24 protein-coding genes are annotated in these 23,552 nt (G+C 71.8%); 19 read left to right on the top strand and 5 right to left on the bottom strand.

Annotation, left to right across the window (positions count from 1 at the left end; genetic code table 11):
* Positions 1-74: 74 nt before the first annotated feature.
* Complete coding sequence (locus tag ACIBPB_RS22005; RefSeq protein WP_396841380.1) at positions 75-2,186, top strand: transglycosylase domain-containing protein; 2,112 nt, start codon at positions 75-77, stop codon at positions 2,184-2,186.
* Positions 2,187-2,372: 186 nt separating this feature from the next.
* Here ACIBPB_RS22005 and ACIBPB_RS22010 read toward each other — a convergent pair whose 3' ends face one another.
* On the bottom strand, positions 2,373-3,839 hold the full coding sequence (locus tag ACIBPB_RS22010) for an SDR family oxidoreductase (protein ID WP_396841381.1): 1,467 nt from the start codon (positions 3,837-3,839) through the stop codon (positions 2,373-2,375).
* A 35-nt stretch (positions 3,840-3,874) separates the two neighbouring features.
* Here ACIBPB_RS22010 and glyA point away from each other — a divergent pair, with 35 nt between their 5' ends.
* The 13 genes from glyA (at position 3,875) to ACIBPB_RS22075 (ending at position 14,935) form a co-directional block, all read left to right on the top strand.
* Positions 3,875-5,164 carry a serine hydroxymethyltransferase gene (glyA, locus tag ACIBPB_RS22015; RefSeq protein WP_396841382.1) on the top strand — a complete coding sequence of 430 codons (1,290 nt, stop codon included), beginning with the start codon at positions 3,875-3,877 and terminating at the stop codon, positions 5,162-5,164.
* Positions 5,157-5,591: a hypothetical protein gene (locus ACIBPB_RS22020; RefSeq protein ID WP_396841383.1), complete on the top strand. Its 435-nt coding sequence runs from the start codon at positions 5,157-5,159 to the stop codon at positions 5,589-5,591. Before glyA ends, ACIBPB_RS22020 begins: the two co-directional genes overlap by 8 nt.
* A 245-nt stretch (positions 5,592-5,836) precedes the next feature.
* Positions 5,837-6,073 (top strand): AtpZ/AtpI family protein, encoded by a 237-nt coding sequence (locus tag ACIBPB_RS22025; protein ID WP_013288260.1) that lies wholly within the window; start codon positions 5,837-5,839, stop codon positions 6,071-6,073.
* Positions 6,074-6,084: 11 nt separating this feature from the next.
* A complete protein-coding gene (gene atpB, locus ACIBPB_RS22030) occupies positions 6,085-6,882 on the top strand; it encodes a F0F1 ATP synthase subunit A (protein ID WP_357328396.1) in 798 nt (265 codons plus the stop codon).
* Positions 6,883-6,950: 68 nt separating this feature from the next.
* Entirely contained in the window at positions 6,951-7,178 is a 228-nt protein-coding gene (locus ACIBPB_RS22035; RefSeq protein ID WP_091318740.1) for a F0F1 ATP synthase subunit C, read from the top strand.
* Between the two features lie 29 nt (positions 7,179-7,207).
* Positions 7,208-7,750, top strand: coding sequence for a F0F1 ATP synthase subunit B (locus ACIBPB_RS22040; protein ID WP_357328400.1), 543 nt, complete (start codon positions 7,208-7,210; stop codon positions 7,748-7,750).
* Positions 7,750-8,571: a F0F1 ATP synthase subunit delta gene (locus ACIBPB_RS22045; RefSeq protein WP_396841384.1), complete on the top strand. Its 822-nt coding sequence runs from the start codon at positions 7,750-7,752 to the stop codon at positions 8,569-8,571. Before ACIBPB_RS22040 ends, ACIBPB_RS22045 begins: the two co-directional genes overlap by 1 nt.
* A gap of 85 nt (positions 8,572-8,656) precedes the next feature.
* A complete protein-coding gene (gene atpA, locus ACIBPB_RS22050) occupies positions 8,657-10,309 on the top strand; it encodes a F0F1 ATP synthase subunit alpha (protein ID WP_357328405.1) in 1,653 nt (550 codons plus the stop codon).
* A 2-nt stretch (positions 10,310-10,311) separates the two neighbouring features.
* Positions 10,312-11,241, top strand: coding sequence for a F0F1 ATP synthase subunit gamma (locus tag ACIBPB_RS22055; protein WP_396841385.1), 930 nt, complete (start codon positions 10,312-10,314; stop codon positions 11,239-11,241).
* Positions 11,241-12,695: a F0F1 ATP synthase subunit beta gene (gene atpD / locus ACIBPB_RS22060; protein WP_396841386.1), complete on the top strand. Its 1,455-nt coding sequence runs from the start codon at positions 11,241-11,243 to the stop codon at positions 12,693-12,695. The genes ACIBPB_RS22055 and atpD overlap by 1 nt, the downstream gene beginning before the upstream one ends.
* A 216-nt stretch (positions 12,696-12,911) precedes the next feature.
* Positions 12,912-14,054: an LCP family protein gene (locus tag ACIBPB_RS22065; protein ID WP_396841387.1), complete on the top strand. Its 1,143-nt coding sequence runs from the start codon at positions 12,912-12,914 to the stop codon at positions 14,052-14,054.
* Between the two features lie 134 nt (positions 14,055-14,188).
* Entirely contained in the window at positions 14,189-14,467 is a 279-nt protein-coding gene (locus ACIBPB_RS22070; RefSeq protein WP_089012816.1) for a F0F1 ATP synthase subunit epsilon, read from the top strand.
* A gap of 12 nt (positions 14,468-14,479) precedes the next feature.
* Positions 14,480-14,935, top strand: coding sequence for a DUF2550 domain-containing protein (locus ACIBPB_RS22075; RefSeq protein ID WP_357328418.1), 456 nt, complete (start codon positions 14,480-14,482; stop codon positions 14,933-14,935).
* Positions 14,936-14,966: 31 nt separating this feature from the next.
* Here the strand turns inward: ACIBPB_RS22075 and ACIBPB_RS22080 are convergent, their stop codons facing one another.
* Both ACIBPB_RS22080 and ACIBPB_RS22085 read right to left on the bottom strand, forming a co-directional pair.
* Positions 14,967-15,389: a VOC family protein gene (locus ACIBPB_RS22080; RefSeq protein WP_396841388.1), complete on the bottom strand. Its 423-nt coding sequence runs from the start codon at positions 15,387-15,389 to the stop codon at positions 14,967-14,969.
* Positions 15,365-15,937, bottom strand: a complete 573-nt coding sequence (locus tag ACIBPB_RS22085; protein WP_396841389.1) for a cob(I)yrinic acid a,c-diamide adenosyltransferase — start codon at positions 15,935-15,937, stop codon at positions 15,365-15,367. Before ACIBPB_RS22085 ends, ACIBPB_RS22080 begins: the two co-directional genes overlap by 25 nt.
* On the opposite strand from ACIBPB_RS22085, the gene murA reads away from it, so the two are divergent.
* Entirely contained in the window at positions 15,936-17,375 is a 1,440-nt protein-coding gene (gene murA / locus ACIBPB_RS22090) for a UDP-N-acetylglucosamine 1-carboxyvinyltransferase (protein ID WP_396841390.1), read from the top strand. The two genes, ACIBPB_RS22085 and murA, sit on opposite strands and share 2 nt — an antisense overlap.
* 69 nt (positions 17,376-17,444) lie before the next feature.
* Positions 17,445-18,293, top strand: coding sequence for a 3-hydroxyacyl-CoA dehydrogenase family protein (locus ACIBPB_RS22095; protein WP_396841391.1), 849 nt, complete (start codon positions 17,445-17,447; stop codon positions 18,291-18,293).
* An 83-nt stretch (positions 18,294-18,376) separates the two neighbouring features.
* On the opposite strand, the gene ACIBPB_RS22100 is transcribed toward ACIBPB_RS22095, so the two are convergent.
* Both ACIBPB_RS22100 and ACIBPB_RS22105 read right to left on the bottom strand, forming a co-directional pair.
* Positions 18,377-19,225 (bottom strand): ABC transporter permease, encoded by an 849-nt coding sequence (locus ACIBPB_RS22100; protein ID WP_396841392.1) that lies wholly within the window; start codon positions 19,223-19,225, stop codon positions 18,377-18,379.
* A complete protein-coding gene (locus tag ACIBPB_RS22105; protein WP_396841393.1) occupies positions 19,222-20,070 on the bottom strand; it encodes an ABC transporter ATP-binding protein in 849 nt (282 codons plus the stop codon). The genes ACIBPB_RS22100 and ACIBPB_RS22105 overlap by 4 nt, the downstream gene beginning before the upstream one ends.
* A gap of 86 nt (positions 20,071-20,156) precedes the next feature.
* Between ACIBPB_RS22105 and ACIBPB_RS22110 the strand changes: the two genes are divergently transcribed.
* From ACIBPB_RS22110 to ACIBPB_RS22120, 3 genes are read left to right on the top strand one after another with little or no spacing between them, the layout of a single operon-like run.
* On the top strand, positions 20,157-20,681 hold the full coding sequence (locus ACIBPB_RS22110; RefSeq protein ID WP_396841394.1) for a PadR family transcriptional regulator: 525 nt from the start codon (positions 20,157-20,159) through the stop codon (positions 20,679-20,681).
* Positions 20,678-21,358: an ABC transporter ATP-binding protein gene (locus ACIBPB_RS22115; protein WP_396841395.1), complete on the top strand. Its 681-nt coding sequence runs from the start codon at positions 20,678-20,680 to the stop codon at positions 21,356-21,358. The genes ACIBPB_RS22110 and ACIBPB_RS22115 overlap by 4 nt, the downstream gene beginning before the upstream one ends.
* On the top strand, positions 21,355-23,508 hold the full coding sequence (locus ACIBPB_RS22120) for an FtsX-like permease family protein (RefSeq protein WP_396841396.1): 2,154 nt from the start codon (positions 21,355-21,357) through the stop codon (positions 23,506-23,508). Before ACIBPB_RS22115 ends, ACIBPB_RS22120 begins: the two co-directional genes overlap by 4 nt.
* The last annotated feature ends 44 nt before the right edge of the window (positions 23,509-23,552 follow it).

Raw genomic sequence — 23,552 nt, forward strand, 5'->3', positions numbered from 1 at the left:
GCATTTGGCGGCGAAAGCCCCCCTTGTGGTCATTCTGGACGGGTCCGTACGGCCGGCTCCTGCGGGGAGAGCTGATGAACCGGGCCCACCTGAACAAGCTGTTCACCGTTCTGCTCGCCGGCGTGCTCGCCGGCATGGCCCTCGCGGCGGCCGCCTTGCCGGCCGCGCTGGTCTTCGGGATCGGCTTCAAGAACCTGATGCCCTACGCCGCGCTGCCGGAGTCGCTGAAGACGCCGGAACCGGCCCAACGCTCCAACCTCTACGCCAGCGACGGCCGCACCCTGATCACCTCGTTCTACGTCGAGGACCGGGTGGACGTGCCGGTCGACGAGGTGGCGCCGGTGATGCGGCAGGCCATCGTGGCCGCCGAGGACGTCCGCTTCTACCAGCACCACGGCGTCGACGTGCGCGGCGTGGTGCGGGCCTTCACGGCCAACCGGCGGGAGGGCACCCGGCAGGGCGCCTCCACGCTGACCATGCAGTACGTCCGCAACGCGCTGGCCGGTGACCCCCGGCTGACCGAGGAGCAGCGGGCCCGGGCCACCGAGATCACCGCCGGCCGCAAGATCCGCGAGATGCGGTACGCGCTGGCCCTGGAACGCCGGCTCAGCAAGGACGAGATCCTCGGCCGCTACCTGAACATCGCCTACTTCGGCGCCGGGGCGTACGGCATCGCGGCGGCCAGCAAGCGCTACTTCTCCACCACGCCGGCCAAGCTCACGCTGGCCCAGGCGGCGCTGCTGGCCGGGCTGGTCCGCTCGCCCGACACCGACGACCCGATCAACGGCGACGCCGACGCGGCGCTGTCCCGCCGGGCGTACGTGCTGGACCGGATGGCGGAGACCGGGCAGGTGGACGCGGCCACCGTCGCCGCCGCGAAGGCCGAGCAGTTGCGGCTCACCCCGAGCGCCACGCCGAACGACTGCACCGCGGTGCCCGCCGCGCACAACGACTGGGGCTTCTTCTGCGACTGGTTCACCCAGTGGTGGAACGCCCAACCGGCGTTCGGCTCCTCGGTCGACGAGCGGCAGCGGACCCTGCGCCGGGGCGGCTGGAAGATCGTCTCCTCGCTCGACCCGGACGTGCAGGCCGAGGCGATCGATCAGGTGCTGCGGATCTACCCGAAGAGCAACGAGCGGGCCGCCCCGACCGCGGTGGTGCAGCCCGGCACCGGCCGGGTACTGGCCATGGCGGTGAACCGGAACTACAGCGTCGCGGCCAACCCGGCCGGGCAGCAGAACTACCCGAACACCGTCAACCAGCTGGTGGCCGGGGGCAACGGCATCGTCGGCTACCAGGCCGGGTCCACCTTCAAGCTCTTCGCCATGCTGGCCGCGCTGGAGTCCGGGCTGCCGCTGGCCACCGACTTCGACGCGCCGAGCGTCTACGTCACCCACTACCCGGTCGACGGCGGGCCGGCGAACTGCGGCGGCAACTGGTGTCCGGCCAACGCCAACCCCACCTGGATGGACGGGCGGCGCACCATGTGGAGCGCGTTCGGCCGGTCGGTGAACACCTACTTCGCCTGGCTCACCGAGCGGGTCGGCGCCGACCGGGTGGTGGAGATGGCCGAGCGGCTCGGCATCGTGCTGCGCTCTCCCGACGACGCCCGGCTGGCCCGCGACGGTGCGAAGAACTGGGGGGCGTTCACCCTGGGCGTCGCGGCCACCACCCCGCTGGACCTGGCCAACGCGTACGCCACCGTGGCGGCCGAGGGCACCTGGTGCCGGCCCACGCCGATCGCCTCGATCACCGACAGCTCGGGCCGGACGGTGGCCGCCGGCGGCCCGGACTGCCGCCAGGTGATCGACACCGACGTGGCCCGGGCGGCGGCCGACGCGGCCCGCTGCCCGGTGGGCGGGCAGTCGATGTACCGGGGCTGCGACGGCGGCACCGCCGAGGAACTGGCACCCGGGCTGCGCCGGCCGGTGGCCGGCAAGACGGGCAGCTCCGAGCGGAACGCCACCGAGACCGTGGTGGCCTTCACCCCGCAGCTCGCCGTCGCCACCATCGCCGCTAACCCGGACGACACCCGGGACGCGGTGGGCGGCGGCGTCCAGGTCCGGCAGATCGAGGCCGTCGGCCGCCTGCTCGCGTACGCCCTGCGCGACCAGCCGGCCCTGGACTTCGTCCCGCCCAGCCAGAGCGTGGCCCTGCGCCAGACCTCGCCCCGCACCGGCGACTGACCGCCCCGCCCTCGCCCCGCCGCCGGCCCGGCCCGGCTCCGCCGCCGGCCCGCCCGGCCCGGTCCGGCCGCTGGCCCGCCCGGCCGCCGGCCCGCCTGGCCCGGCCGTCCGACCGGTCCCCGCCCGCCGTCGAGCGCCCGTGACCCGGCACCGTGCCGGCCCGGACGCGGGCCGCGGCGGCGGGGGTCAGCGGGCGGGGTGGGTGGCGCCCTGGGCGATGTTGCGGGCCATGCCGCCGAAGACGACCGCGTGGAACGGGGCGACCGACTTCCAGTAGAGGTGGCCGGCCAGGCCGTGCGGGAGGAAGACGGCGCGCTGGATGTAGCGGCTGCTGCCGTCGCCGGCCGGCTCGGCCCGCATCTCCAGCCAGGCCCGGCCGGGCAGCCGCATCTCGGCGCGCAGCCGCAGCAGCTCACCGGGGACGATCTCCTCCACCCGCCAGAAGTCCAGCGCCTCGCCGACCTGGAGGCGGTGCGGGTCACGCCGGCCCCGGCGCAGCCCCACCCCGCCGACCAGCCGGTCCAGCCAGCCCCGCACCGACCAGGCCAGCGGGAACGAGTACCAGCCGTGCTCGCCGCCGACGCCCTCGATGACCCGCCAGAGCGCCGCGGCCGGTGCCGCCACCGTGCGCTCCCGCAGGTCGGTGTACGCGCTGCCGCCGGACCACGCGGGGTCGCTGGGCAGCGGCTCGGCCGGGGCGTCCGGCCCGCTCGCCGTCGACCAGCGGGTCTCCACCTCGGCGTCGCGCACCTTGGCCAGCGCCAGGGCGACGGCCTCGTCGAAGTCGGTCAGCCCGCCGGGCGGGTCCGGCACGTACCGGGCGATGTCGTGTTCGTGGGCGATCGCCTCGTGGACCAGGCTCTCCACCAGCGGCCGGGCGATCGCGTTGGGCACCGGGGTGACCAGCCCGACCCAGAGCGAGGAGAGCGACGGGGTCAGCGCCCGCACCGGCAGGATCATCCGCCGGGGGAGGCCGGCCACCCGCGCGTACCGCTGCATCATGTCGTGGAAGGTGAGCACGTCCGGCCCGCCGATGTCGAAGCCCCGGTTCACCTCGGGCGGCAGGTCCGCGCAGGCGACCAGGTAGCGCAGCACGTCGCGGACCGCGATCGGCTGGATCCGGTTGCGCACCCAGCGCGGGGTGACCATCGCCGGCAGCCGCTCGGTCAGGTAGCGCAGCATCTCGAACGAGGCGGAGCCGGACCCGATGATCACCGCGGCCCGGAGCACCGCGGTCGGCACCCCGCTGCCGAGCAGGATCCGGCCGACCTCGGCGCGCGAGCGCAGGTGCGGCGACGACACCTCGCGGTCCGCCGCCGGCTCCGGTCCGCCCAGGTAGACGATCCGGCGTACGCCCGCGGCGCGGGCGGCCGCCGCGAAGTTGGTCGCCGCCTCCCGGTCGGCCGCCTCGAAACCGGCCTGGCCGAGCGAGTGCACCAGGTAGTACGCCACGTCCACGTCGGCGAAGGCGGCCGGCAGCGTCGCCGGCTTCCGCAGGTCGCCCTCGGCGATCTCGGCCTGCCCCACCCATGGCACGTCCCGCAGCCGTCCCGCCTTGCGGGCCAGGCAGCGTACGGTGTGCCCCTCGGCGAGCAGTCGGGGCGCGAGCCGCCCGCCGATATAACCGGTGGCTCCGGTGACCAGGCATCTCACGGCCTCCAGTGTGCGGCTCCGTAGACTCCCTCGTTGTGGAGAACGCGAGGGAAACCTTCTGGGGGCCGGACTTCCAGCAGCTCAGCACCGTGGATCCGGAGATCGCCGGGGTGGTGCTGGGGGAGTTGGCGCGGTTGCGCGGCGGCCTGCAACTGATCGCCAGCGAGAACCTCACCTCGCCGGCGGTGCTGGCCGCGCTGGGCTCCACCCTGACCAACAAGTACGCCGAGGGCTACCCGGGCCGGCGCTACTACGGCGGCTGCGCCGAGGTGGACCGGGCCGAGGAGATCGGTATCGCCCGGGCGACGGAGCTCTTCGGCGCCGAGCACGCCAATCTCCAGCCGCACTCCGGGGCCAGCGCCAACCTGGCCGCGTACGCGGCCCTGGTGCAGCCGGGCGACACCGTGCTGGCGATGGACCTGCCGCACGGCGGTCACCTCACCCACGGCAGCCGGGTGAACTTCTCCGGCAAGTGGTTCCACCCGGTCGGCTACACGGTCCGCCGGGACACCGAGCTGATCGACTACGACGAGGTCCGGGACCTGGCCCGGGCGCACCGGCCGAAGATGATCATTTGTGGTGCGACGGCGTACCCGCGGCTGATCGACTTCGCCCGGTTCCGGGAGATCGCCGACGAGGTCGACGCGTACCTGATGGTGGACGCGGCGCACTTCATCGGGCTGGTCGCCGGCCGCGCCGTGCCCTCCCCGGTGCCGTACGCCGACGTGGTCACCTGCACCACCCACAAGGTGCTGCGCGGCCCGCGCGGCGGCATGATCCTCTGCCGGGAGTCGCTGGCGTCCCGGATCGACAAGGCGGTCTTCCCGTTCAGCCAGGGCGGCCCGCTGATGCACGCCGTGGCGGCCAAGGCGGTCGCCCTGCGCGAGGCCGCCCAGCCCGAGTTCCGGACGTACGCCGGCCAGGTGGTCAGCAACGCGCAGGCGCTGGCCGACGGGCTGGCCGAGGAGGGCATGCGGCCGGTCTCCGGCGGCACCGACACCCACCTGGCCCTGATCGACCTGCGCGAGCTGGGCGTGACCGGCGCGGCCGCCGAGGCGCGCTGCGACGCCGCCGGGATCACCCTCAACAAGAACGCCATCCCGTACGACCCGCAGCCGCCGATGGTCGCCTCCGGCCTCCGGGTGGGCACCCCGAGCGTCACCACCCAGGGCATGCGGGAGGGGGAGATGCGCCGGATCGCCGCGCTGATCGCCCGGGCGGTCCGGACCGATCCGGAATCCCCCGGCGGCGCCGACGAGCTGACCCGGGTCGCCGCCGACGTGACCGAGCTGGTCACCGCCTTCCCGGCGTACCCCCGTGGCTGAGCCGGGGACGCGTGCGGCGGAGGCGGCGGAGGCGGACCGTGGCTGGCGGCTGCGCCACCTGCCGGTGCTGCTGCTCGCCTCGGCGCTGATGGCCGCGGTGGCGGCGGTGGCCGGCGGGCTGGCCCGCGGCGCGGACGGCGCGCTCGGCGCGGCGGCCGGGGTGGCCGTCACCGCGGTCAGCTACACCCTCACCACGGTCGTGCTGGCCTGGGCGGACGCCCGGGACCCGCAGCTCGTGCTGCCGTTCGGGCTGGGCGTCTACATCGCCAAGATGACGCTGCTCGGCGGGTTGATGGTGCTGGTCGCCTCGACCGGCTGGCCGGGGCTGGTCCCGTTCGCCCTGGGCATCGCCACGGGTGTGGTGGTCTGGACCGGGGTGCACATCTGGTGGCTGGCCACGGTGCACGCCCGCAGGGTCCCGCGCTGACCACGGTGCACCCCCGCAGGGGCCCCACGCTGACCACGGCGAGCGGACGCCCGCGGGGGTCGACCGGGGGCGCTGTCCCACCTTCCGGACGGCACGCCGTGCTGTCTGCGATCGGTCATTCTCTCAGTGGCGGGAGAGGAGTAGCGTGCCTCGAGACGACTTCGCCCGCCCGTGTCCCACACAACCAGGTTGTGCGGGGGGTGAGGCACAGCCTCGTCTCCTCGACTGATATCGTTCGCCCCGTCATGGCCGGTGACCAGAAACCCCCCAACACTGGCGGCTCGGGCGACGTTCCGTCCGGTGCCGGTCAGGGTTGGACCGCGCTCTCGTATCTCATCGGGGGCATGCTCGTCTGGGGTTTCATCGGCTGGCTGGTCGACCGTTGGCTCGATACCGGCGGCATCGCCACCGGCATCGGGGTCGTGCTCGGCATGGCCGGGGGGATCATCCTGGTCGTCCGCCGACTGGGCACGCCTACTTAGGAAGGGACGCGGTGTTCGGACAGGCGAACGTCCTGGCAGCGGGCCAGGCGGAATTCCCACCCAGTGTGGAGGACTTCTACCTGCCCAGCATCCTGCCCTGGGGTGCGCACGACAACTACTGGTTCACCAAGATCACGGCCATGGTCTGGCTCGCCGTCGGCGTCCTGATCATCTTCTTCCTGGCCAGCTACCGGAACCCGAAGCTCGTCCCGACCAAGAAGCAGTGGTTCGCCGAGTCGATCTACGGCTTCGTGCGGAACAACATCGCGGTGGACATGATCGGGCACGCGGGGGTGCGGTTCGCGCCGTACTTCACCACACTCTTCTGCTTCGTCCTGCTGACGAACGCGTTCGCGATCATCCCGTTCTTCCAGATCTCGCCGAACTCGCACATCGCCTTTCCGGCCTTCCTCGCCGTGATCAGCTACGTGCTGTTCAACTGGATCGGCATCCGGCACCACGGCTTCGTGAAGTACTTCAAGAACTCTCTGGTCCCGCCGGCGCCCTGGTACATCCTGCCGCTGCTGATCCCGATCGAGTTCTTCTCGACGTTCCTGGTCCGGCCGTTCTCGCTGGCCGTCCGTCTCTTCGCGAACATGTTCGCCGGCCACATGCTCCTGCTGGTCTTCACGCTCGGCGGGTTCGCCATGCTCAGCGCCAACGCCTGGCTGGCCCCGGTCTCGGTGCTGTCCTGGGTGATGACGATCGCGCTGACCTTCCTCGAGTTCCTGGTGATCTGTCTGCAGGCGTACGTCTTCACGGTGCTGACCGCCAGCTACGTGCAGGGCGCGCTCGCCGAAGAGCACTGATCCACTCTTTCGCACCAACCGTTGTCGTCCCGCGTGACCGTCACGCGTGATAACCAGGAGGAACCGCAATGAGCATCCTTGCCGAGGTAACGGGCAGCACCGCTGCCATCGGTTACGGCCTGGCCGCCATCGGCCCGGGCATCGGCGTGGGCCTGGTGTTCTCGGCCTACATCCAGTCGACGGCCCGCCAGCCGGAGTCGTCGCGGATGACCCTTCCGTACGTCTGGATCGGCTTCGCCGTGATCGAGGCGCTCGCGCTGCTGGGCATCGCCTTCGGCTTCATCTGGGCCGGCTGATCCACCCCCTCTGACCGGGAGGTTTCCCCATGTACTTCCTCGCCGCTGAGGGTGGTGAAAAGGCCGCCCACAACCCGATCATTCCCGCCTGGCAGGAGATCGTGGTCGGTGGCATCGCCTTCATCGTGCTCTGCTACGTGCTGATGAAGTTCGTCTTCCCGCGCATGGAGCAGACGTTCCAGGCCCGGGTCGACGCGATCGAGGGCGGCATCAAGCGCGCCGAGGCCGCCCAGGCCGAGGCCAACCAGCTGCTCGAGCAGTACCGGGCGCAGCTCGCGGAGGCGCGTACCGACGCCGCCAAGATCCGCGACGACGCCCGCGCCGACGCCGAGGGCATCCGTCAGGACATCCTCGCCAAGGCGCGCGAGGAGTCCGACCGGATCATCGCGGCCGGCAAGGAGCAGCTCGCCGCCGAGCGGGCCACCATCGTGCGCGAGCTGCGCACTGAGGTCGGCACCATCGCGGTGGACCTGGCCAGCAAGATCGTCGGCGAGTCGCTCGCCGACGAGGCGCGGCGCAAGGGCACCGTGGACCGGTTCCTGAGCGGTCTCGAGAGCGCGGGGGCCCGCTGATGCAGGCCGCCAGCCGGGAGTCGTACAAGGTCGCGGCGGACCGCCTCGACGCGTACGCCCGCGGCGCGGAGCCGTCGGCGGTGTCCACCACCGCCGACGACATCCTCTCCGTCGCCGCCCTGCTGCGGCGCGAGCCGCGGCTGCGCCGGGCGCTCTCCGACCCGGCCCGATCCGGGTCGGATCGGGCCGGCCTGCTCAGCGAGATGCTGCGCGGCAAGATCGGCGCCGACGCGCTCGACCTGCTCGTCTCGCTGGTCTCCGGCCGCTGGTCGGCTCCGTCGGAACTGCTCGACGGCACCGAGCGGCTGGGCGTCGAGGCGCTCCTGGCCAGCGCCGACAAGGCCGGCGAGCTGGGCGAGGTGGAGGACGAGCTGTTCCGTTTCGGGCAGGTCGTCGCCGGCTCCCCGGAGCTGTCCAACGTGCTCTCCGACCAGATGGCGCCGGTCGCGCAGCGGGCCACCCTGGCCGACCAGCTGCTCGCCGACAAGGCCCGGCCGATCACCGGTTACCTCGTCGGGGTCGCGCTCGCCGGCTTCGGCGGGCGCTCCTTCACCGGAGCGCTCACCCGGCTGGTCGAGCTGGCCGCCGAGCGGCGGGACCGCCGGGTCGCGTACGTGACCGTGGCGGCTCCGCTGGATGACGCGGAGGAGCGACGCCTCGGTGCCCGCCTCTCGGAGATGTACGGTCGAGAGGTCTCCGTCAAGCAGACGGTGAACCCCGACGTGCTCGGCGGGGTGAGTGTCCGGGTCGGTTCCGACCTGTACGACGGCACCGTCCTGCGCCGCCTGAACGAGACCCGCAACGCGCTCGCGAAGCGCTGATCAGCGACTGAGCAGCCCTGATTCGATGCCATCGGACCGGTCGGTACTAGGTATCCCGGGCCCCTGATACTTAAGGAAGCAGAGGATGGCCGAGCTGACCATCTCGACGGAGGAGATCCGCGGCGCCCTGGAGCGCTACGTCTCCTCCTACACGGCCGACGTCTCCCGCGAGGAGGTCGGCACCGTCGCCGACACCGGTGACGGCATCGCCCACGTCGAGGGGCTGCCCTCGACCAAGACCAACGAGCTCCTGGAGTTCGAGGACGGCACGCTCGGCGTGGCGCTGAACCTCGACGTCCGGGAGATCGGTGTCGTCGTTCTCGGTGACTCCGCCAAGCTGGAGGAGGGGCAGCGGGTCAAGCGCACCGACCGGGTGCTCTCCGTGCCGGTCGGCGACGCGTTCCTCGGCCGCGTGGTCAACGCGCTCGGCCAGCCGATCGACGGCCTCGGCGACATCGCCGACGAGGGCTACCGCGAGCTGGAGCTCCAGGCTCCGAACGTGATGTCGCGGCAGTCGGTCTTCGAGCCGCTGCAGACCGGCATCAAGGCGATCGACGCCATGACGCCGATCGGCCGGGGCCAGCGGCAGCTGATCATCGGTGACCGGAAGACCGGCAAGACCACGGTCGCCCTGGACGCCATCCTCAACCAGCGGGACAACTGGCGCTCCGGCGACCCGAAGAAGCAGGTCCGCTGCATCTACGTCGCCATCGGCCAGAAGGCCTCCACGATCGCCTCGATCAAGGGCCAGCTGGAAGAGGCGGGCGCGATGGAGTACACCACCATCGTGGCCTCCCCGGCGTCCGACCCGGCCGGCTTCAAGTACATCGCCCCGTACACCGGCTCGTCCATCGGGCAGCACTGGATGTACGGCGGCAAGCACGTCCTGATCGTCTTCGACGACCTGAGCAAGCAGGCCGAGGCGTACCGGGCCGTGTCGCTGCTGCTGCGCCGCCCGCCGGGCCGCGAGGCCTACCCGGGTGACGTCTTCTACCTGCACTCCCGGCTGCTGGAGCGCTGCGCCAAGCTCTCCGACGAGCTGGGCGGCGGCTCGATGACCGGTCTGCCGATCATCGAGACGAAGGCGAACGACATCTCCGCCTTCATCCCGACCAACGTCATCTCCATCACCGACGGGCAGATCTTCCTCGAGACCGACCTGTTCAACCAGGGCGTCCGGCCGGCCATCAACGTCGGCACCTCGGTGTCCCGGGTCGGTGGCGCCGCGCAGGTCAAGCCGATGCGCAAGGTCGCCGGCTCGCTGCGGCTCAACCTGGCCCAGTACCGCGAGCTGGAGGCGTTCGCCGCCTTCGCCTCCGACCTGGACAAGGCCTCCCGGGCCCAGCTGGAGCGCGGCTCCCGCCTGGTCGAGCTGCTCAAGCAGCCGAACTACTCGCCGTACCCGGTGCAGGAGGAGGTCGTCTCGGTCTGGGCCGGCGTCGAGGGCAAGCTGGACGACATCCCGGTGGGCGAGGTCCGGCGCTTCGAGTCGGAGTTCCTCCAGTACCTGCGGCACAAGCACGAGGGTGTCCTGGCCGGGATCGCCGACAACAAGTGGGACGACGACATCATCGGCTCGCTGGACTCGGCCATCACCGAGTTCAAGAAGGTCTTCCTGGGCAAGGAGGACGAGACCCGGCTCAACGAGGCCCCGGCCGCGCCGCTCGAGGGCGAGGAGAACCGCGAGACGGTGACCCGCTTCCGGGACGGCTCGACCGACCGCCCGGCTGAGAGCTGACGATGGCCGCGCAGGTTCGCGTTCTTCGTCAACGGATCCGCTCGGCGAAGTCGATGAAGAAGATCACCAAGGCGATGGAGCTCGTCGCGACGAGCCGCATCGCCAAGGCCCAGGCCCGGGTGGAGGCGTCGCTTCCGTACGCCGAGGCCATCACCGGCGTGCTCACGGCGCTGGCGTCGAACGCGCGGATCGACCACCCGCTGCTCACCCCGCGCGAGCGGGTGCAGCGGGCGGGCGTCCTGCTCGTCACCGCCGACCGTGGCCTGGCCGGTGGTTACAGCACCAACGCCATCCGGACCGCCGAGTCGCTGATCGCCCGGCTGCAGGCCGACGGCAAGGAGCCGGTGCTCTACGTCATCGGCCGCAAGGGCGTGACGTACTACCGGTTCCGCAACCGGGAGATCGCGGCGAGCTGGACGGGCTTCTCCGAGCAGCCGGGCTTCTCCGACGCCCGCGAGGTGGGCGAGACGCTGATCAAGGCGTTCTCGGCCGGCGCGGACGACGTGGAGGGCACCGCCGGGGCGGACGGGGTGCTCGGGATCGACGAGCTGCACATCGTCTACACCGAGTTCAAGTCCCTGATGACGCAGACCCCGGTCGCGAAGATCATCGGCCCGATGCAGGTCGAGGACCGGCCGCGGTCCGAGGGCCTGCTGCCGGCGTACGAGTTCGAGCCGGAGGCCGAGGCGCTGCTCGACGCGCTGCTGCCGAAGTACATCAACACGCGGATCTACGCGGCGTTGCTCGAGTCGGCGGCCAGCGAGTCGGCGGCCCGGCGGCGTGCGATGAAGAGCGCCACCGACAACGCCGAAGAGATGATCGAGAAGTACACGCGTGAGATGAACACGGCCCGCCAGGCCGGGATCACCCAGGAGATCAGCGAGATCGTCGGCGGCGCGAACGCGCTCGCCGCGTCGGGAAGTGAAGTGTGATGACTGTATCGACTGCCGCTGGCGGACCAGCGGAGACCAAGACGGCCACCGGTCGCGTGGTCCGGGTCATCGGCCCGGTCGTCGACGCCGAGTTCCCGCGCGACGCCATGCCGGCCCTGTTCAACGCCCTGCACGTGGACGTGACGCTCTCCGGCGGCGAGAAGACGCTGACCCTCGAGGTCGCCCAGCACCTGGGTGACAACATGGTCCGCGCCATCTCGATGCAGCCGACCGACGGCCTGGTCCGCGGTGCCGAGGTCCGGGACACCGGCTCGCCGATCACCGTGCCGGTGGGCGACGCGGTCAAGGGCCACGTGTTCAACGCGATCGGCGAGGTGCTCAACCTCACCGAGGGTGAGACGCTCACGCCGGACGACCACTGGGGCATCCACCGCAAGGCCCCGGCCTTCGCGGACCTGGAGCCGAAGACCGAGATGCTGGAGACCGGCATCAAGGTGATCGACCTGCTCGCCCCGTACGTCAAGGGCGGCAAGATCGGTCTGTTCGGCGGCGCCGGCGTGGGCAAGACGGTGCTCATCCAGGAGATGATCACCCGGGTGGCCCGGAACTTCGGTGGTACCTCGGTCTTCGCCGGCGTGGGTGAGCGCACCCGTGAGGGCAACGACCTGATCGCCGAGATGACCGAGTCCGGCGTCATCGACAAGACCGCGCTGGTCTACGGCCAGATGGACGAGCCGCCGGGCACCCGGCTGCGGGTCGCCCTCTCCGCGCTGACCATGGCGGAGTACTTCCGCGACGTGAAGAAGCAGGAGGTGCTGCTCTTCATCGACAACATCTTCCGCTTCACCCAGGCCGGTTCCGAGGTCTCCACGCTGCTCGGCCGGATGCCGAGCGCCGTGGGTTACCAGCCGACCCTGGCCGACGAGATGGGCGAGCTCCAGGAGCGGATCACCTCCGTCCGGGGCCAGGCCATCACCTCGATGCAGGCGATCTACGTGCCCGCCGACGACTACACCGACCCGGCGCCGGCCACCACGTTCGCCCACCTGGACGCGACCACCAACCTGGAGCGGTCGATCTCCGACAAGGGCATCTACCCGGCCGTGGACCCGCTGGCGTCCTCGTCCCGGATCCTCGCCCCGGAGTTCGTCGGCCAGGAGCACTTCCAGGTGGCCACCGAGGTGAAGCGGATCCTGCAGCGCTACAAGGACCTGCAGGACATCATCGCCATCCTCGGCATCGAGGAGCTCTCCGAGGAGGACAAGGTCACGGTGGGCCGGGCCCGCCGGATCGAGCGCTTCCTCTCGCAGAACACCTACGCCGCCGAGCAGTTCACCGGCGTGCCGGGCTCGACGGTCCCGATCAAGGAGACCATCGAGGCGTTCAAGAAGATCAGCGAGGGCGAGTACGACCACTTCCCCGAGCAGGCGTTCTTCATGTGCGGTGGTCTCGAGGACCTCGAGAAGAAGGCGAAGGAGCTGATGGAGGGCTGAGTCCCCCGTCACACTCCCGGAGGCCGTCCCGACGAATGTCGGGGCGGCCTTCGCCCGTCTGGCCTCGTCATTAGCAGATGTCCGCTTCCTCGGCAAGCGGTTCGGCGAACTGCGCGGTACCGTTTTGTGACGGCGCGTTCACGTACTGGACGTCGATCTTGTGCAACGAAAGCGTTGCACGCGCCCGTCTACCAGTCGTGGGCGTGACGATGGGAGATGCTCGTGGCTAAGGCTGGCACCGACGGCGACAAGCGGTCCGTCTGGCGGGAAATCCCGCGCTGGGCGCGGCTGTGCACGATCTTCGGCGTCGTTTTCCTGGTGCTCAGCGGCGGCACCCTGGTGGGCTACCGCGCACTGGTGCACCGCTACGAGGGCGCGGTCGGCAAGGCCGACCTCTTCGGCGACCAGGCGGCCGGCGCCACCCAGAAGAAGAGCGACATCAAGGGCCCGCTGAACATCCTCCTGGTCGGCATCGACCCGCGGAAGCCGGAAACCCCGCCGCTCGCCGACTCGATCATGATCCTGCACGTGCCGGCCGGAATGGACCGCGGCTACCTCTTCTCGCTCCCCCGGGACCTGCGGGTGGAGATCCCCGCCTTCCCCAAGGCCCACTACGCCGGCGGCACCGACAAGCTCAACGCCGCCATGTCGTACGGCAGCCGGGTGCCCGGGCAGAACCCGGACGCCGCCCGCGGCTTCGAACTGCTCTCCAACACCGTGCGGCAGGTCACCGGCATCGAGCGCTTCGACGCCGGCGCGATCATCAACTTCACCGGTTTCAAGAAGATCGTCGACGCGATGGGCGGCGTCGACATGTACATCGAGCGGGACGTCCGGTCCGAGCACCTGCGGCCGGACGGCACCGCCCGCCAGCTGAAGCGCGGCGGCGGCGGCTACCTCGGCCCGCAGGCCGAGTACAAGAAGGGCAACGCCCACCTCAACGGCTGGCAGGCGCTGGACTACGTCCGGCAGCGCTACCCGCGCAACGGCGTGCCCGACGCCGACTACGGCCGGCAGCGGCACCAGCAGCAGTTCGTCAAGGCGATGGTGAGCCAGGCGTTCAGCGCCGACGTGGTGACCAACCCGATCAAGCTCGACAAGGTGCTGCGCGCCGCCGGACAGTCCCTGATCTTCAACGGTCGGGGCAACAGCGTGGTCGACTTCGCCCTCGCCCTGAAGAGCCTCCGCGCCAACTCGATCGAGACGATCAAGTTGCCGGGCGGGCCGATCGAGGTCAACGGGGCGTACAAGGGGGAGCGGCTGCAGCCGGCGGCGGAGGACTTCTTCACGGCGCTCCGCACCGAGCAGGTCGACGCCTTCATGCTGGAGCACCCCGACTTCAAGCAGAAGAACAGCTAGTCTGACCGCCAGCGGGCCCCGGCACGCGCCGGGGCCCTCGGCTGAGCGTGGCGCAGCTCTCGCCACCCGCCTTGGGTGGCCGTCCGGGCCACGACTAGACTTTCGGCAATCCGCCGCCGCAGCAAGGAGACAGCGTGGCACAGCAGCTTCACGTCGAGCTCGTAGCCGTCGAGGAGAAGGTCTGGTCCGGCGAGGCCGAGATGGTCGTCGCCCGGACGACCGAGGGCGAGCTGGGTGTGCTGCCGGGGCACGCGCCGCTGCTCGGCCAGCTCGCCGAGCCCAGCCAGGTCCGCATCAAGCAGGCCGGTGGCCAGCAGGTCGCGTACGACGTCGCCGGCGGGTTCCTGTCGGTCACCGGTGAGGGCGTCACGGTCCTCGCCGAGAGCGCCACCCCCGCCACTCCGGCGCGCTGAGCCGATCCGCCGATGGAGATCGTGGAAGGGATCGGAATCGGCATCGCGGTTGTCATCGCGGCGCTTCTGATCCTCTTCATCCGGCGGGCCCTGTTCACCCGCAGTGGCGGCATCATCCGGCTCAGCGTGCGGGTCTCCACGATGCTCGACGGCCGAGGCTGGTCACCCGGCTTCGGCCGTTTCGTCGGTGACGAACTCCGCTGGTACCGGATGTTCAGCTTCGCCCTGCGACCCAAGCGGGTGCTCTCCCGCAAGGTGCTCGCCGTGGAGCGGCGCCGGCTCCCCGAGGGCCAGGAACGCCTCTCCATGCCGGCCGACTGGGTGATCCTCCGCTGTACCAGCAACCACGCGCCGGTCGAGATCGCGATGGCACGATCCACGGTCACCGGCTTCCTGTCCTGGCTCGAAGCCGCCCCACCCGGGGCGGCTTCGCCGCGTCTGGCCTCCCAGGACTGGCCCGCCGCCTGATCCCCCGCCCGGTCCGGCCCGCTCCGGCCCGTCAGCTGTCGACGGACCCGACCAGTTCCACCTCGTACCCCTGCCCGTCGCTCAGGTAGGCGGCGTACGTCTGGGGGCCGCCGGCGTGCGGGTGGCGGTCCGGGAAGAGCAGTTCCCAGCCGTACGCCGGGGCGGTTTCGACAAGCCGGTCCACGGCGGCGGGCGGGCCGGCGTGGAAGGCCAGGTGGTTGAGGCCCGGGGCGAGCCGGTCGTGCACCCGCCCGCGCAGCGCCGGGGACTGCTCCAGCACCAGGTACGTCGGGCCGAGCCGCCAGGACCGGCCGGCGGGCCAGTCCTGGTACGGCGTCCAGCCGAGTTCGCCCAGGAGCCAGCCCCAACTGTGCCTGGCTGCCGCTAGGTCGGGTACCCAGACCTCCACGTGGTGCAGTGCTCCGACGGTCAGCGCTTCCCGCCCGGGACCCATAGCACATCCCCGTCCGGATTGGCCGTTCTTGACAGGATAAAGAGCAGATCGGAGAGCCGGTTGAGATACTTTGCCGGGAGGGTGCTGGTCCGCTCCGGGTCGTGCGTGACCAGGGCCCACGCCGCACGCTCGGCGCGCCGGGCGATCGTCCGTGCCACGTGCAGCAGTGCCGCGCCAGCGGTGCCGCCGGGGAGGATGAAGGAGTCGAGCTTGCTCAGGCGCGCGTTGTACTCGTCGCACCAGCCTTCAAGGCGCTCCACGTACTCCTCGGTCACCCGCAGCGGCGGGTACTTCGGGTCCGGCTCGACCGGGGTCGCCAGGTCCGCGCCGACGTCGAACATGTCGTTCTGGATCGACTGCAACACCGCCCGCAGCTCGTCGTCGAGCTGTCCGAGGGCGAGCGCGACGCCGATCGCCGCGTTGCACTCGTCGACGTCCGCGTACGCGGCGATCCGCGGGTCGGTCTTCGGGATCTGCTCGTTGTTGCTCAGCCTGGTCATGCCGGCGTCGCCGGCCTTGGTGTAGATGCGCGTGAGGTGGACGGCCATGACGCACAGCCTACGGATACCGGACCTGACCATCCCGGCGCGGCCGGGCCAGCCCGGCTGGTCGGCCGGTGTCGGGCCGGGCGACGCCGGTGATCCGGCGGTCAACGACGTCGACGTCATCCGGCTGCACGGCGAGGCCCGGCTGGCCGGGACCGTGCACGTGGTCGGCGCGAAGAACTCGGCGTTGAAACTGATGGCCGCCGCGCTGCTCGCGCCCGGCCGCAGCGTGATCACCAACGTGCCCCGGATCACCGACATCGCGATCATGGGGGAGGTGCTCCGGCGGCTGGGTTGCGGCGTACGCTTCGCCGCCGACGACCCGGTCGACCCGATGGTGGCCCGGGGCGGGGTGGAGCGCTCCCGCTCGGTGGCGATCGACGTGCCGGAGCGGCCCGGTGCGGAGGCCGACTACGACCTGGTCCGTCGGCTGCGCGCGTCGATCTGCGTGCTCGGTCCGCTGCTGGCCCGTCGCGGCTACGTGCGGGTGGCGCATCCCGGTGGGGACGCCATCGGCTCGCGCGGCCTGGACATGCACATCGCCGGCCTGACCCGGATGGGCGCGACCATCTCCGGTGAGCACGGGTTCGTCATCGCCGAGGCCCCGGACGGCCTGCGCGGCGCCGACATCGTGCTCGACTTCCCCAGCGTGGGCGCCACGGAAAATCTGGTGATGGCGGCGGTGCTGGCCCGGGGCACCACCACGATCGACAACGCGGCCCGGGAGCCGGAGATCGTGGACATCTGCACCATGCTGAGCCGGATGGGCGCCCGGATCGAGGGTGCCGGCACGTCCACCCTGCACATCGTCGGGGTGCCCGCGCTGTCGCCGGTGCGGCACGCCACGGTGGGGGACCGGATCGTCGCCGGGACCTGGGCGTTCGCCGCCGCGATGACCCGCGGCGACGTGACGGTGACCGGGGTCGAGCCGGCCTTCCTGGAGGTCGCGCTGGACAAGCTGGTCTCGGCCGGCGGCCTGGTGGAGACCCGGGCCGGTGCCTTCCGGGTACGGATGGACGACCGCCCCACCGCCGTCGACGTGGTGACCCTGCCGTTCCCGGGCTTCGCCACCGACCTGCTGCCGATGGCGATCGGCCTGGCCGCGGTGAGCGAGGGCGCTTCGCTGATCACCGAGAACATCTTCGACGGGCGGTTCATGTTCGCCAACGAGATGATGCGTCTCGGCGCGGACATCCGGACCGACGGTCACCACGCCCTGGTCTGTGGCCGCGAGCGGCTCTCCGGCGCCCCGGTACGCGCCACCGACATCCGGGCCGGCGCCGGCCTGATCATCGCCGGGCTCCGCGCGGACGGGGTGACCGAGGTGTCGCACGTGCACCACGTCGACCGCGGCTATCCGGACTTCGTCGCCGACCTGCGGGCCCTCGGCGTGGCGGTGGAGCGCGGCACCGCGCCGGAGGAGCCGGACCTCGCCATCTGACGGCCGGGGCTTATCCCTCGTTAAGTAGGGTTCTCCCAGACGTTGCAGAACACGGCGAGGGAGAAGCAGATGGCGGGTCGACTCGCGGTCGTCGGTGCCGGGCTGATGGGCTCGGGCATCGCCCAGGTGGCGGCGCAGGCGGGCTGGCAGGTGACGCTGCGCGACATCGACGACGCGGCCACCAGGCGGGGCGTGGACGGCATCCGGAAGTCGCTGACGAAGTTCGCCGAGAAGGGCAAGATCGAGACGGCGGACGTCGAGGCGACGCTGGGCCGGATCACCCCGACCACCGAGCTGGAGGCGGCGGCCGACGCGGACATCGTCGTCGAGGCGGTCTTCGAGAAGATCGAGATCAAGCACGAGGTGTTCCGCGCGCTGGACAAGATCTGCAAGTCCGACGCGGTGCTGGCCACCAACACCTCGGCCATCCCGGTCACCCAGATCGCCACCGCCACCGAGCGGCCGGAGTCGGTCGTCGGCACGCACTTCTTCTCGCCGGTGCCGATGATGAAGCTCTGCGAGCTGGTCCGCGGCTACAAGACCAGCGACGCCACGCTGGCCACCGCGAAGGCGTTCGCCGAGGAGATCGGCAAGACGGTGGTGGTGGTCAACCGGGACATCGCCGGTTTCGTCACCACCCGGCTGATCTGCGCGCTCGCCATGGAGGCGGTCAAGCTGGTCGAGGCCGGGGTGATCTCCGCCGAGGACCTGGACACCGCCTGCAAGCTGGGCTTCGGGCACGCCATGGGCCCGCTGGCCACGGTCGACCTGACCGGGGTGGACGTGCTGCTCAACGCCACCCGGAACATCTACACGGACACCGCGGACGAGAAGTTCTTCCCGCCGGAGCTGCTCCAGCGCATGGCCACCGCCGGCGACCTGGGCCGCAAGACCGGCCAGGGCTTCTACGCGTACTGAGCCGGACCACGGACGCCCCCGACCTGGGCGGTCGGGGGCGTCCGGTTCGTCGGGACGTCCTCGCGGACCGGGGCCCTCCGGTGTCAGCCGTCGCGCTTGGTGGTCCAGCGGAAGGTGGTCAGGCAGAGCACCAGGCCGATCACGCACCAGAGCCCGAGCACCAGGGCGACCTTGCCCAGCTCGAACGAGCCGCCGGGCTCCTGGGCCCCGAAGCTGTCCGGCAGGAAGACCGCGCGCAGTCCCTGGCACATCCACTTCAGCGGGAAGAGCGCGGCGACCTGCTGCATCCAGGTCGGCAGGCTGGTGAAGACGAAGAACACCCCGGAGATGAACTGGAGCACCAGCGAGACCGGGGTGACCACGGCGGAACCGCTGCGCGCGGTGCGGGCCAGCGAGGAGATGGCGATGCCGCACAGGGTGCAGGCGGTGACGCCGAGCGCGGCGACCCACCCGAAGGTCGCCCACTTCGCGGCGGTGCCCGGCAGCTTCAGGTCGAACAGCAGCACGGCCACGACGAGCAGCAGCGCGGTCTCCGCGATGCCGATCGCCACCACCATGATCACCTTGCCGGCGAACCAGACCCACTTCGGCATCGGGGTGCCCCGGTAGCGCTTGAGCACGCCCCGGTCCCGCTCGATCGGGATCCAGATGCCGAGGTTCTGGAAGCTCACCGTCATCAGGCCGGTCGCGATCATGCCGGTGATGAAGTACTGGGTGAACTTGACCCCGTTGCCGATCGTCCCGCCGAAGATCGACGCGAAGATCAGAATCATGATGATCGGGAAGCCCATCGTGAAGACGACGGACTCCCGGCTGCGCAGGAACTGGGTGATCTCCAACCGCCCCTGCCGCAGGGCCAGGGTGCCACTGCCGGGCCGCCGGCCCGGCGCGGCGTCGGCGACGGGCGTCGCCGGCTTCGTCGTGGTCGTCATGAGTGTCCGATCATCGTCAGGTAGACGTCTTCCAGGGTCGGCCGGGTCACGGTCAGGCCGGGCACCTCGCCGCCGAAGCGCGCGGCCAGTTCCGCCACGAGCGCCGTCGGCGTCGCGGTCTCCGCGCGCTCCGGCGTCCCGTCCGGGGTACGCCAGGAGACCGTCGCGAGCGACTCCTGCCGGTTGCCGAGCGCGCTGGGCGGCGCGACCTCGATCACCCGCCCGGCGGCGATCACGCCCACCCGGTCGGCGAGCGCCTCGGCCTCGTCCAGGTAGTGCGTGGTGAGCACGATGGTGGTGCCGGCGGCGGCCAGGTCCCGGATCAGCTCCCAGAACTCGCGCCGCGCCTCCGGGTCGAAGCCGGTGGTCGGCTCGTCGAGGAAGAGCAGCTCGGGACGGCCGATGATGCCCAGCGCCACGTCCAGCCGGCGCTTCTGCCCGCCGGAGAGGGTGTGCGTGCGGGCCTTCGCCTTGGCGCCGAGCCCGACCCGTTCGATGACCTTGTCCGGGTCGTCCGCGTCGGCGTAGAAGCCGGAGAAGTGCCGGACGACCTCGCCCACGGTCAGCTCGTCGAACTCCCCGGTGCCCTGGAGCACGATGCCGACCCGGGAGCGCCAGCCGGCGTCGGGGTGGGCCGGGTCGGCGCCGAGTACGCGTACCTCTCCGGCGTCGCGCTGGCGGTAGCCCTCCAGGATCTCCACCGTGGTGGTCTTGCCGGCGCCGTTCGGGCCGAGCAGGGCGAACACCTCGCCCCGGTGGACGTCCAGGTCCACCCCGGCCACGGCGACGTTGTCGCCGTACGCCTTGCGCAGCCCTCGCACGGAAATCGCGAGCTCGTTCTCCATGCCGTCAAGTGTGCGTCGTGCGGTCGCCAGGTCCACTGTCGGGTCAGCTATATACGCGAGGTATACACTCGGTGTAGTCTCTGCTCATGACGGTTCCCCTGACCCTGCTCGGGCTGCTCGAACGCGAACCGAGCCACGGCTACGACCTCAAGCGCGACTACGACACCTTCTTCGGGCGCGGCAAGCCGCTGCCGTACGGGCAGGTCTACTCGACGCTGAGCCGGCTGGCCCGGGACGGCAAGGTGGTGGTCGGCGACGTCGCGCCCGGCGCCGGACCGGACCGCAAGCGCTACGTCATCACCGACCTGGGCGCCACCGAGGTGGAGCACTGGCTGGCCGAGCCGGTCGAACCGGAGCCGCACCTGCAGACCCTGCTGTTCACCAAGGTCGTGCTGGCGCTGATGCTCGACCGCCCGGCCGCGGAGTACCTGGACAGCCAGCGCGCCGCCCACCTGCGCCGGATGCGCGAGCTCACCGAGATCAAGCGCACCGGCGAACTCGTCGACGTGATGCTCGCCGACCACGGTCTCTACCACCTGGAGGCGGACCTGCGGTGGATCGAGACGACCGACGCCCGACTGGACGCCCTGCGAAAGGCGGTACGGCCATGACCCCGATGATCGAGGCCCGCGATGTCACGTACGCGTTCGGCGAGACCCCCGCGCTGCGCGGCGCGAGCCTCGCCGTGGCGGCCGGCGAGATCGTCGCCGTGATGGGACCGAGCGGCTCGGGCAAGTCGACGTTGCTGCACTGCCTGGCCGGCATCCTGCGCCCCGACGACGGTGAGGTCCGGTTCGACGGCACGCGCATCGACACGCTCGGCGAGGCCGACCGCAGCGCGCTGCGCCGCGACCGCTTCGGCTTCGTCTTCCAGTTCGGCCAGCTCGTGCCGGAACTCACCGCGGCCGAGAACGTGGCGCTGCCGCTGCTGCTGCGCGGTGTCCGCCGCACGCCGGCGCTGCACACCGCGCGGGGCTGGTTCGAGCGGCTCGGCCTGGCCGGCCTGGAGCACCGCCGCTCCGGCGAACTGTCCGGCGGGCAGGCCCAGCGGGTCGCCCTCGCGCGCGGCCTGGTCGCCGAGCCGCGGGTGCTGTTCGCCGACGAGCCCACCGGCGCGCTCGACTCGCTCACCGGCGAGGAGGTGATGACGCTGCTGGTCGAGGCCGCCCGCGAGCGCGGCACCACAGTCGTCCTGGTGACCCACGAGGCGCGCATCGCCGCGTACGCCGACCGGGAGGTCATGGTGCGGGACGGCCGGGTCAGCGTCCCCGCCGGGGTGGCCTCGTGATCGGGCTCGCGCTCCGGCTCGCCGTCGCCGGCGGCCGGGAGGCGCTGGTCCGGCTGCTCGCCATCGCCGCCGCCGTCGCGGTCGGCACCGGGCTGCTGCTCACCACGCTCGCCGGTGTGCACGCCGCCGACACCCAGCTCACCCGCTACGCGTCGATGTACCCGCAGGAGACGGCGGGCGGGTCCGCCGACCCGCTGCTGTGGTCCACCCGGACCGACTACTTCCGGGGCGATCAGATCATCCGCGTCGACGTCGCCGCCACCGGCCCGGACGCGTCCACGCCGATCGGCGTGCCCCGCACGCCGGGGCCCGGCGAGTTCTACGCCTCCCCGGCGTTGCGGAAGCTGCTGGCCACCACGCCCGCCGACCAGCTCGCCGACCGCTACCCGGGCCGGGACCTCGGCGAGGTCGGACCGGCGGCGCTCACCTCGCCGGACACCCTGCTCGTCCTGGTGGGCGGCACCCCGGAGCAGGTCGGGAAGCTGGACCAGGTCAGGAAGGTCACCCGGCTCGACGACAACCGGGCTCCGCTGCCGAGGGCGGCGGTCGACCTCATCCTCGGCGTGGTCGCCGGCGGGCTGCTGTTTCCCGTCCTCGTCTTCATCGGCACGGCGACCCGGCTCGGCGCCGCCCGCCGGGAGCAACGGTTCGCGGCCATGCGGCTGGTCGGGGCCACGCCCCGGCAGATCTCGGCGGTCGCGGCGGTCGAGGCCGCGCTCGCGGCGGCGGCCGGCGCGGCGGCCGGCTTCGCGGGGTTCTTCGCGTTCCGTGGGCAGCTCGCCGGCATTCCGTTCACCGGCATGCCGTTCTTCCCCGGAGACATGACCCTCGGCGCGCCGGAGGTCCTCGTGGTGGCGCTCGGCGTGCCGGCGGGCGCGGCGGCCGCGGCCTGGATCGCCCTGCGCCGGGTCCGGATCTCCCCGCTCGGTGTCACCCGCCGGGTCACGCCGCGACCGCCCCGGGTGTACCGGCTGATCCCGCTCGCGCTCGGCCTGGCCGGGCTGGGCTTCGCCCTGGTGTACCGACCGCCCACGTCGGACGGCCAGACCGCGCTGTTCCTGCCCGCCCTGCTGCTGGTCATGGTCGGGCTGATCACCGGCGGCCCGTGGCTGACCATGGTCGGCGCCCGGGCGATGGCCGCCCGGGCCAGCCGGCCGGCCGCGCTGATCGCCGCGCGCCGGCTCGCCGACAACCCGGCCGCCGGGTTCCGGGCAGTGAGCGGGGTGATGCTGGCGCTGTTCGTCACGACGGTGGCCGTGGGCGTGATGGGGACGATCGCGCACGAGCGCGGTCCGGCGCCCCGAGGTTCCCTGGACGCCGGCCGGCTGTCGATGGTGCTGGCGGACGACCCGCCGGTGCCCGGCACGCTGCTGGCCGACCTGGCCGCGGTCCCCGGCGTGCGCCACCCGGTGCTCATCCGGGAGAACCCGGTACGCGCCAACGACCGCGACTCCGGAGTGATCGCCTGCGCGGACATCCCGCCCGCGTTCGGGCGGTGCGCCGCCGGGGCGCGCGTCGCGGAGGTGCCGCCGGACCTGGTCCCGTGGCGGGAGTCCGCCTCGGCCGACCGGGTCTGGCCGTCCTCCCCGGTGGACCCGGCCGACCTCGCGGGGCTGCCCGCCGGTTCGGTGCTGGTCGAGGCGGCGAACCCGGTTGCCGTGGAGCGGGCCCGGACGGTCCTCGAAGCCGCGTTCCCGGCCTTCTTCGTGGCGCCGAACGTGCCCGGCGACTTCGAGGCCGACTTCGCCGACACCATGCGGGGCTGGCAGCGGCTGGCCGACATCGTGGTGGTGGCCGGTCTCGCGCTCGCCGGATGCAGCCTGGCCGTGGCCGTGGCGGCCGGCCTCAGCGAACGCAGACGGCCGTTCAGCCTGCTCCGGCTCAGCGGCGCCCCGATGCGGCTGCTGCGCCGGGTGGTGGCCCTGGAGAGCACGGTGCCGCTGCTGACCGTCACCGTGGTGGCGGTCGGGATGGGACTGCTCGCCGCGCAGCTGTTCCTGCGCGCGCAGATGGACTACGACCTGCGCGTACCGGGGATCGGGTTCGCCGGGGTGGTGGCCCTGGGCGTCCTGGGCTGCCTCGCGGTCATCGCCGCCACCCTGCCACTGCTGGAACGGATCACCGGCCCGGAGACCGCCCGCAGCGAGTGAGCCGTACGGTGGGCCGGCCGCACGCCGGCCCACCGGTGCGGACA

Origin of the sequence: Micromonospora sp. NPDC049836 (genome assembly GCF_044465125.1) — a bacterium.
Classification (GTDB): Bacteria; Actinomycetota; Actinomycetes; order Mycobacteriales; family Micromonosporaceae; genus Micromonospora.

What these genes read in the sequence shown, in the direction of transcription:
- murA (WP_396841390.1), top strand. Translation starts at nt 15,936, where the DNA reads ATGACGCACAGCCTACGGATACCGGACCTGACCATCCCGGCGCGGCCG.
- ACIBPB_RS22115 (WP_396841395.1), top strand. Translation starts at nt 20,678, where the DNA reads ATGACCCCGATGATCGAGGCCCGCGATGTCACGTACGCGTTCGGCGAG.
- ACIBPB_RS22025 (WP_013288260.1), top strand. Translation starts at nt 5,837, where the DNA reads ATGGCCGGTGACCAGAAACCCCCCAACACTGGCGGCTCGGGCGACGTT.
- ACIBPB_RS22005 (WP_396841380.1), top strand. Translation starts at nt 75, where the DNA reads ATGAACCGGGCCCACCTGAACAAGCTGTTCACCGTTCTGCTCGCCGGC.
- atpD (WP_396841386.1), top strand. Translation starts at nt 11,241, where the DNA reads ATGACTGTATCGACTGCCGCTGGCGGACCAGCGGAGACCAAGACGGCC.
- ACIBPB_RS22080 (WP_396841388.1), bottom strand. Translation starts at nt 15,389, where the DNA reads ATGGGTCCCGGGCGGGAAGCGCTGACCGTCGGAGCACTGCACCACGTG.
- ACIBPB_RS22065 (WP_396841387.1), top strand. Translation starts at nt 12,912, where the DNA reads ATGCTCGTGGCTAAGGCTGGCACCGACGGCGACAAGCGGTCCGTCTGG.
- ACIBPB_RS22055 (WP_396841385.1), top strand. Translation starts at nt 10,312, where the DNA reads ATGGCCGCGCAGGTTCGCGTTCTTCGTCAACGGATCCGCTCGGCGAAG.
- ACIBPB_RS22040 (WP_357328400.1), top strand. Translation starts at nt 7,208, where the DNA reads ATGTACTTCCTCGCCGCTGAGGGTGGTGAAAAGGCCGCCCACAACCCG.
- ACIBPB_RS22045 (WP_396841384.1), top strand. Translation starts at nt 7,750, where the DNA reads ATGCAGGCCGCCAGCCGGGAGTCGTACAAGGTCGCGGCGGACCGCCTC.
- ACIBPB_RS22035 (WP_091318740.1), top strand. Translation starts at nt 6,951, where the DNA reads ATGAGCATCCTTGCCGAGGTAACGGGCAGCACCGCTGCCATCGGTTAC.
- ACIBPB_RS22095 (WP_396841391.1), top strand. Translation starts at nt 17,445, where the DNA reads ATGGCGGGTCGACTCGCGGTCGTCGGTGCCGGGCTGATGGGCTCGGGC.
- ACIBPB_RS22075 (WP_357328418.1), top strand. Translation starts at nt 14,480, where the DNA reads ATGGAGATCGTGGAAGGGATCGGAATCGGCATCGCGGTTGTCATCGCG.
- ACIBPB_RS22105 (WP_396841393.1), bottom strand. Translation starts at nt 20,070, where the DNA reads ATGGAGAACGAGCTCGCGATTTCCGTGCGAGGGCTGCGCAAGGCGTAC.
- ACIBPB_RS22110 (WP_396841394.1), top strand. Translation starts at nt 20,157, where the DNA reads ATGACGGTTCCCCTGACCCTGCTCGGGCTGCTCGAACGCGAACCGAGC.
- ACIBPB_RS22085 (WP_396841389.1), bottom strand. Translation starts at nt 15,937, where the DNA reads ATGGCCGTCCACCTCACGCGCATCTACACCAAGGCCGGCGACGCCGGC.
- ACIBPB_RS22100 (WP_396841392.1), bottom strand. Translation starts at nt 19,225, where the DNA reads ATGACGACCACGACGAAGCCGGCGACGCCCGTCGCCGACGCCGCGCCG.
- atpA (WP_357328405.1), top strand. Translation starts at nt 8,657, where the DNA reads ATGGCCGAGCTGACCATCTCGACGGAGGAGATCCGCGGCGCCCTGGAG.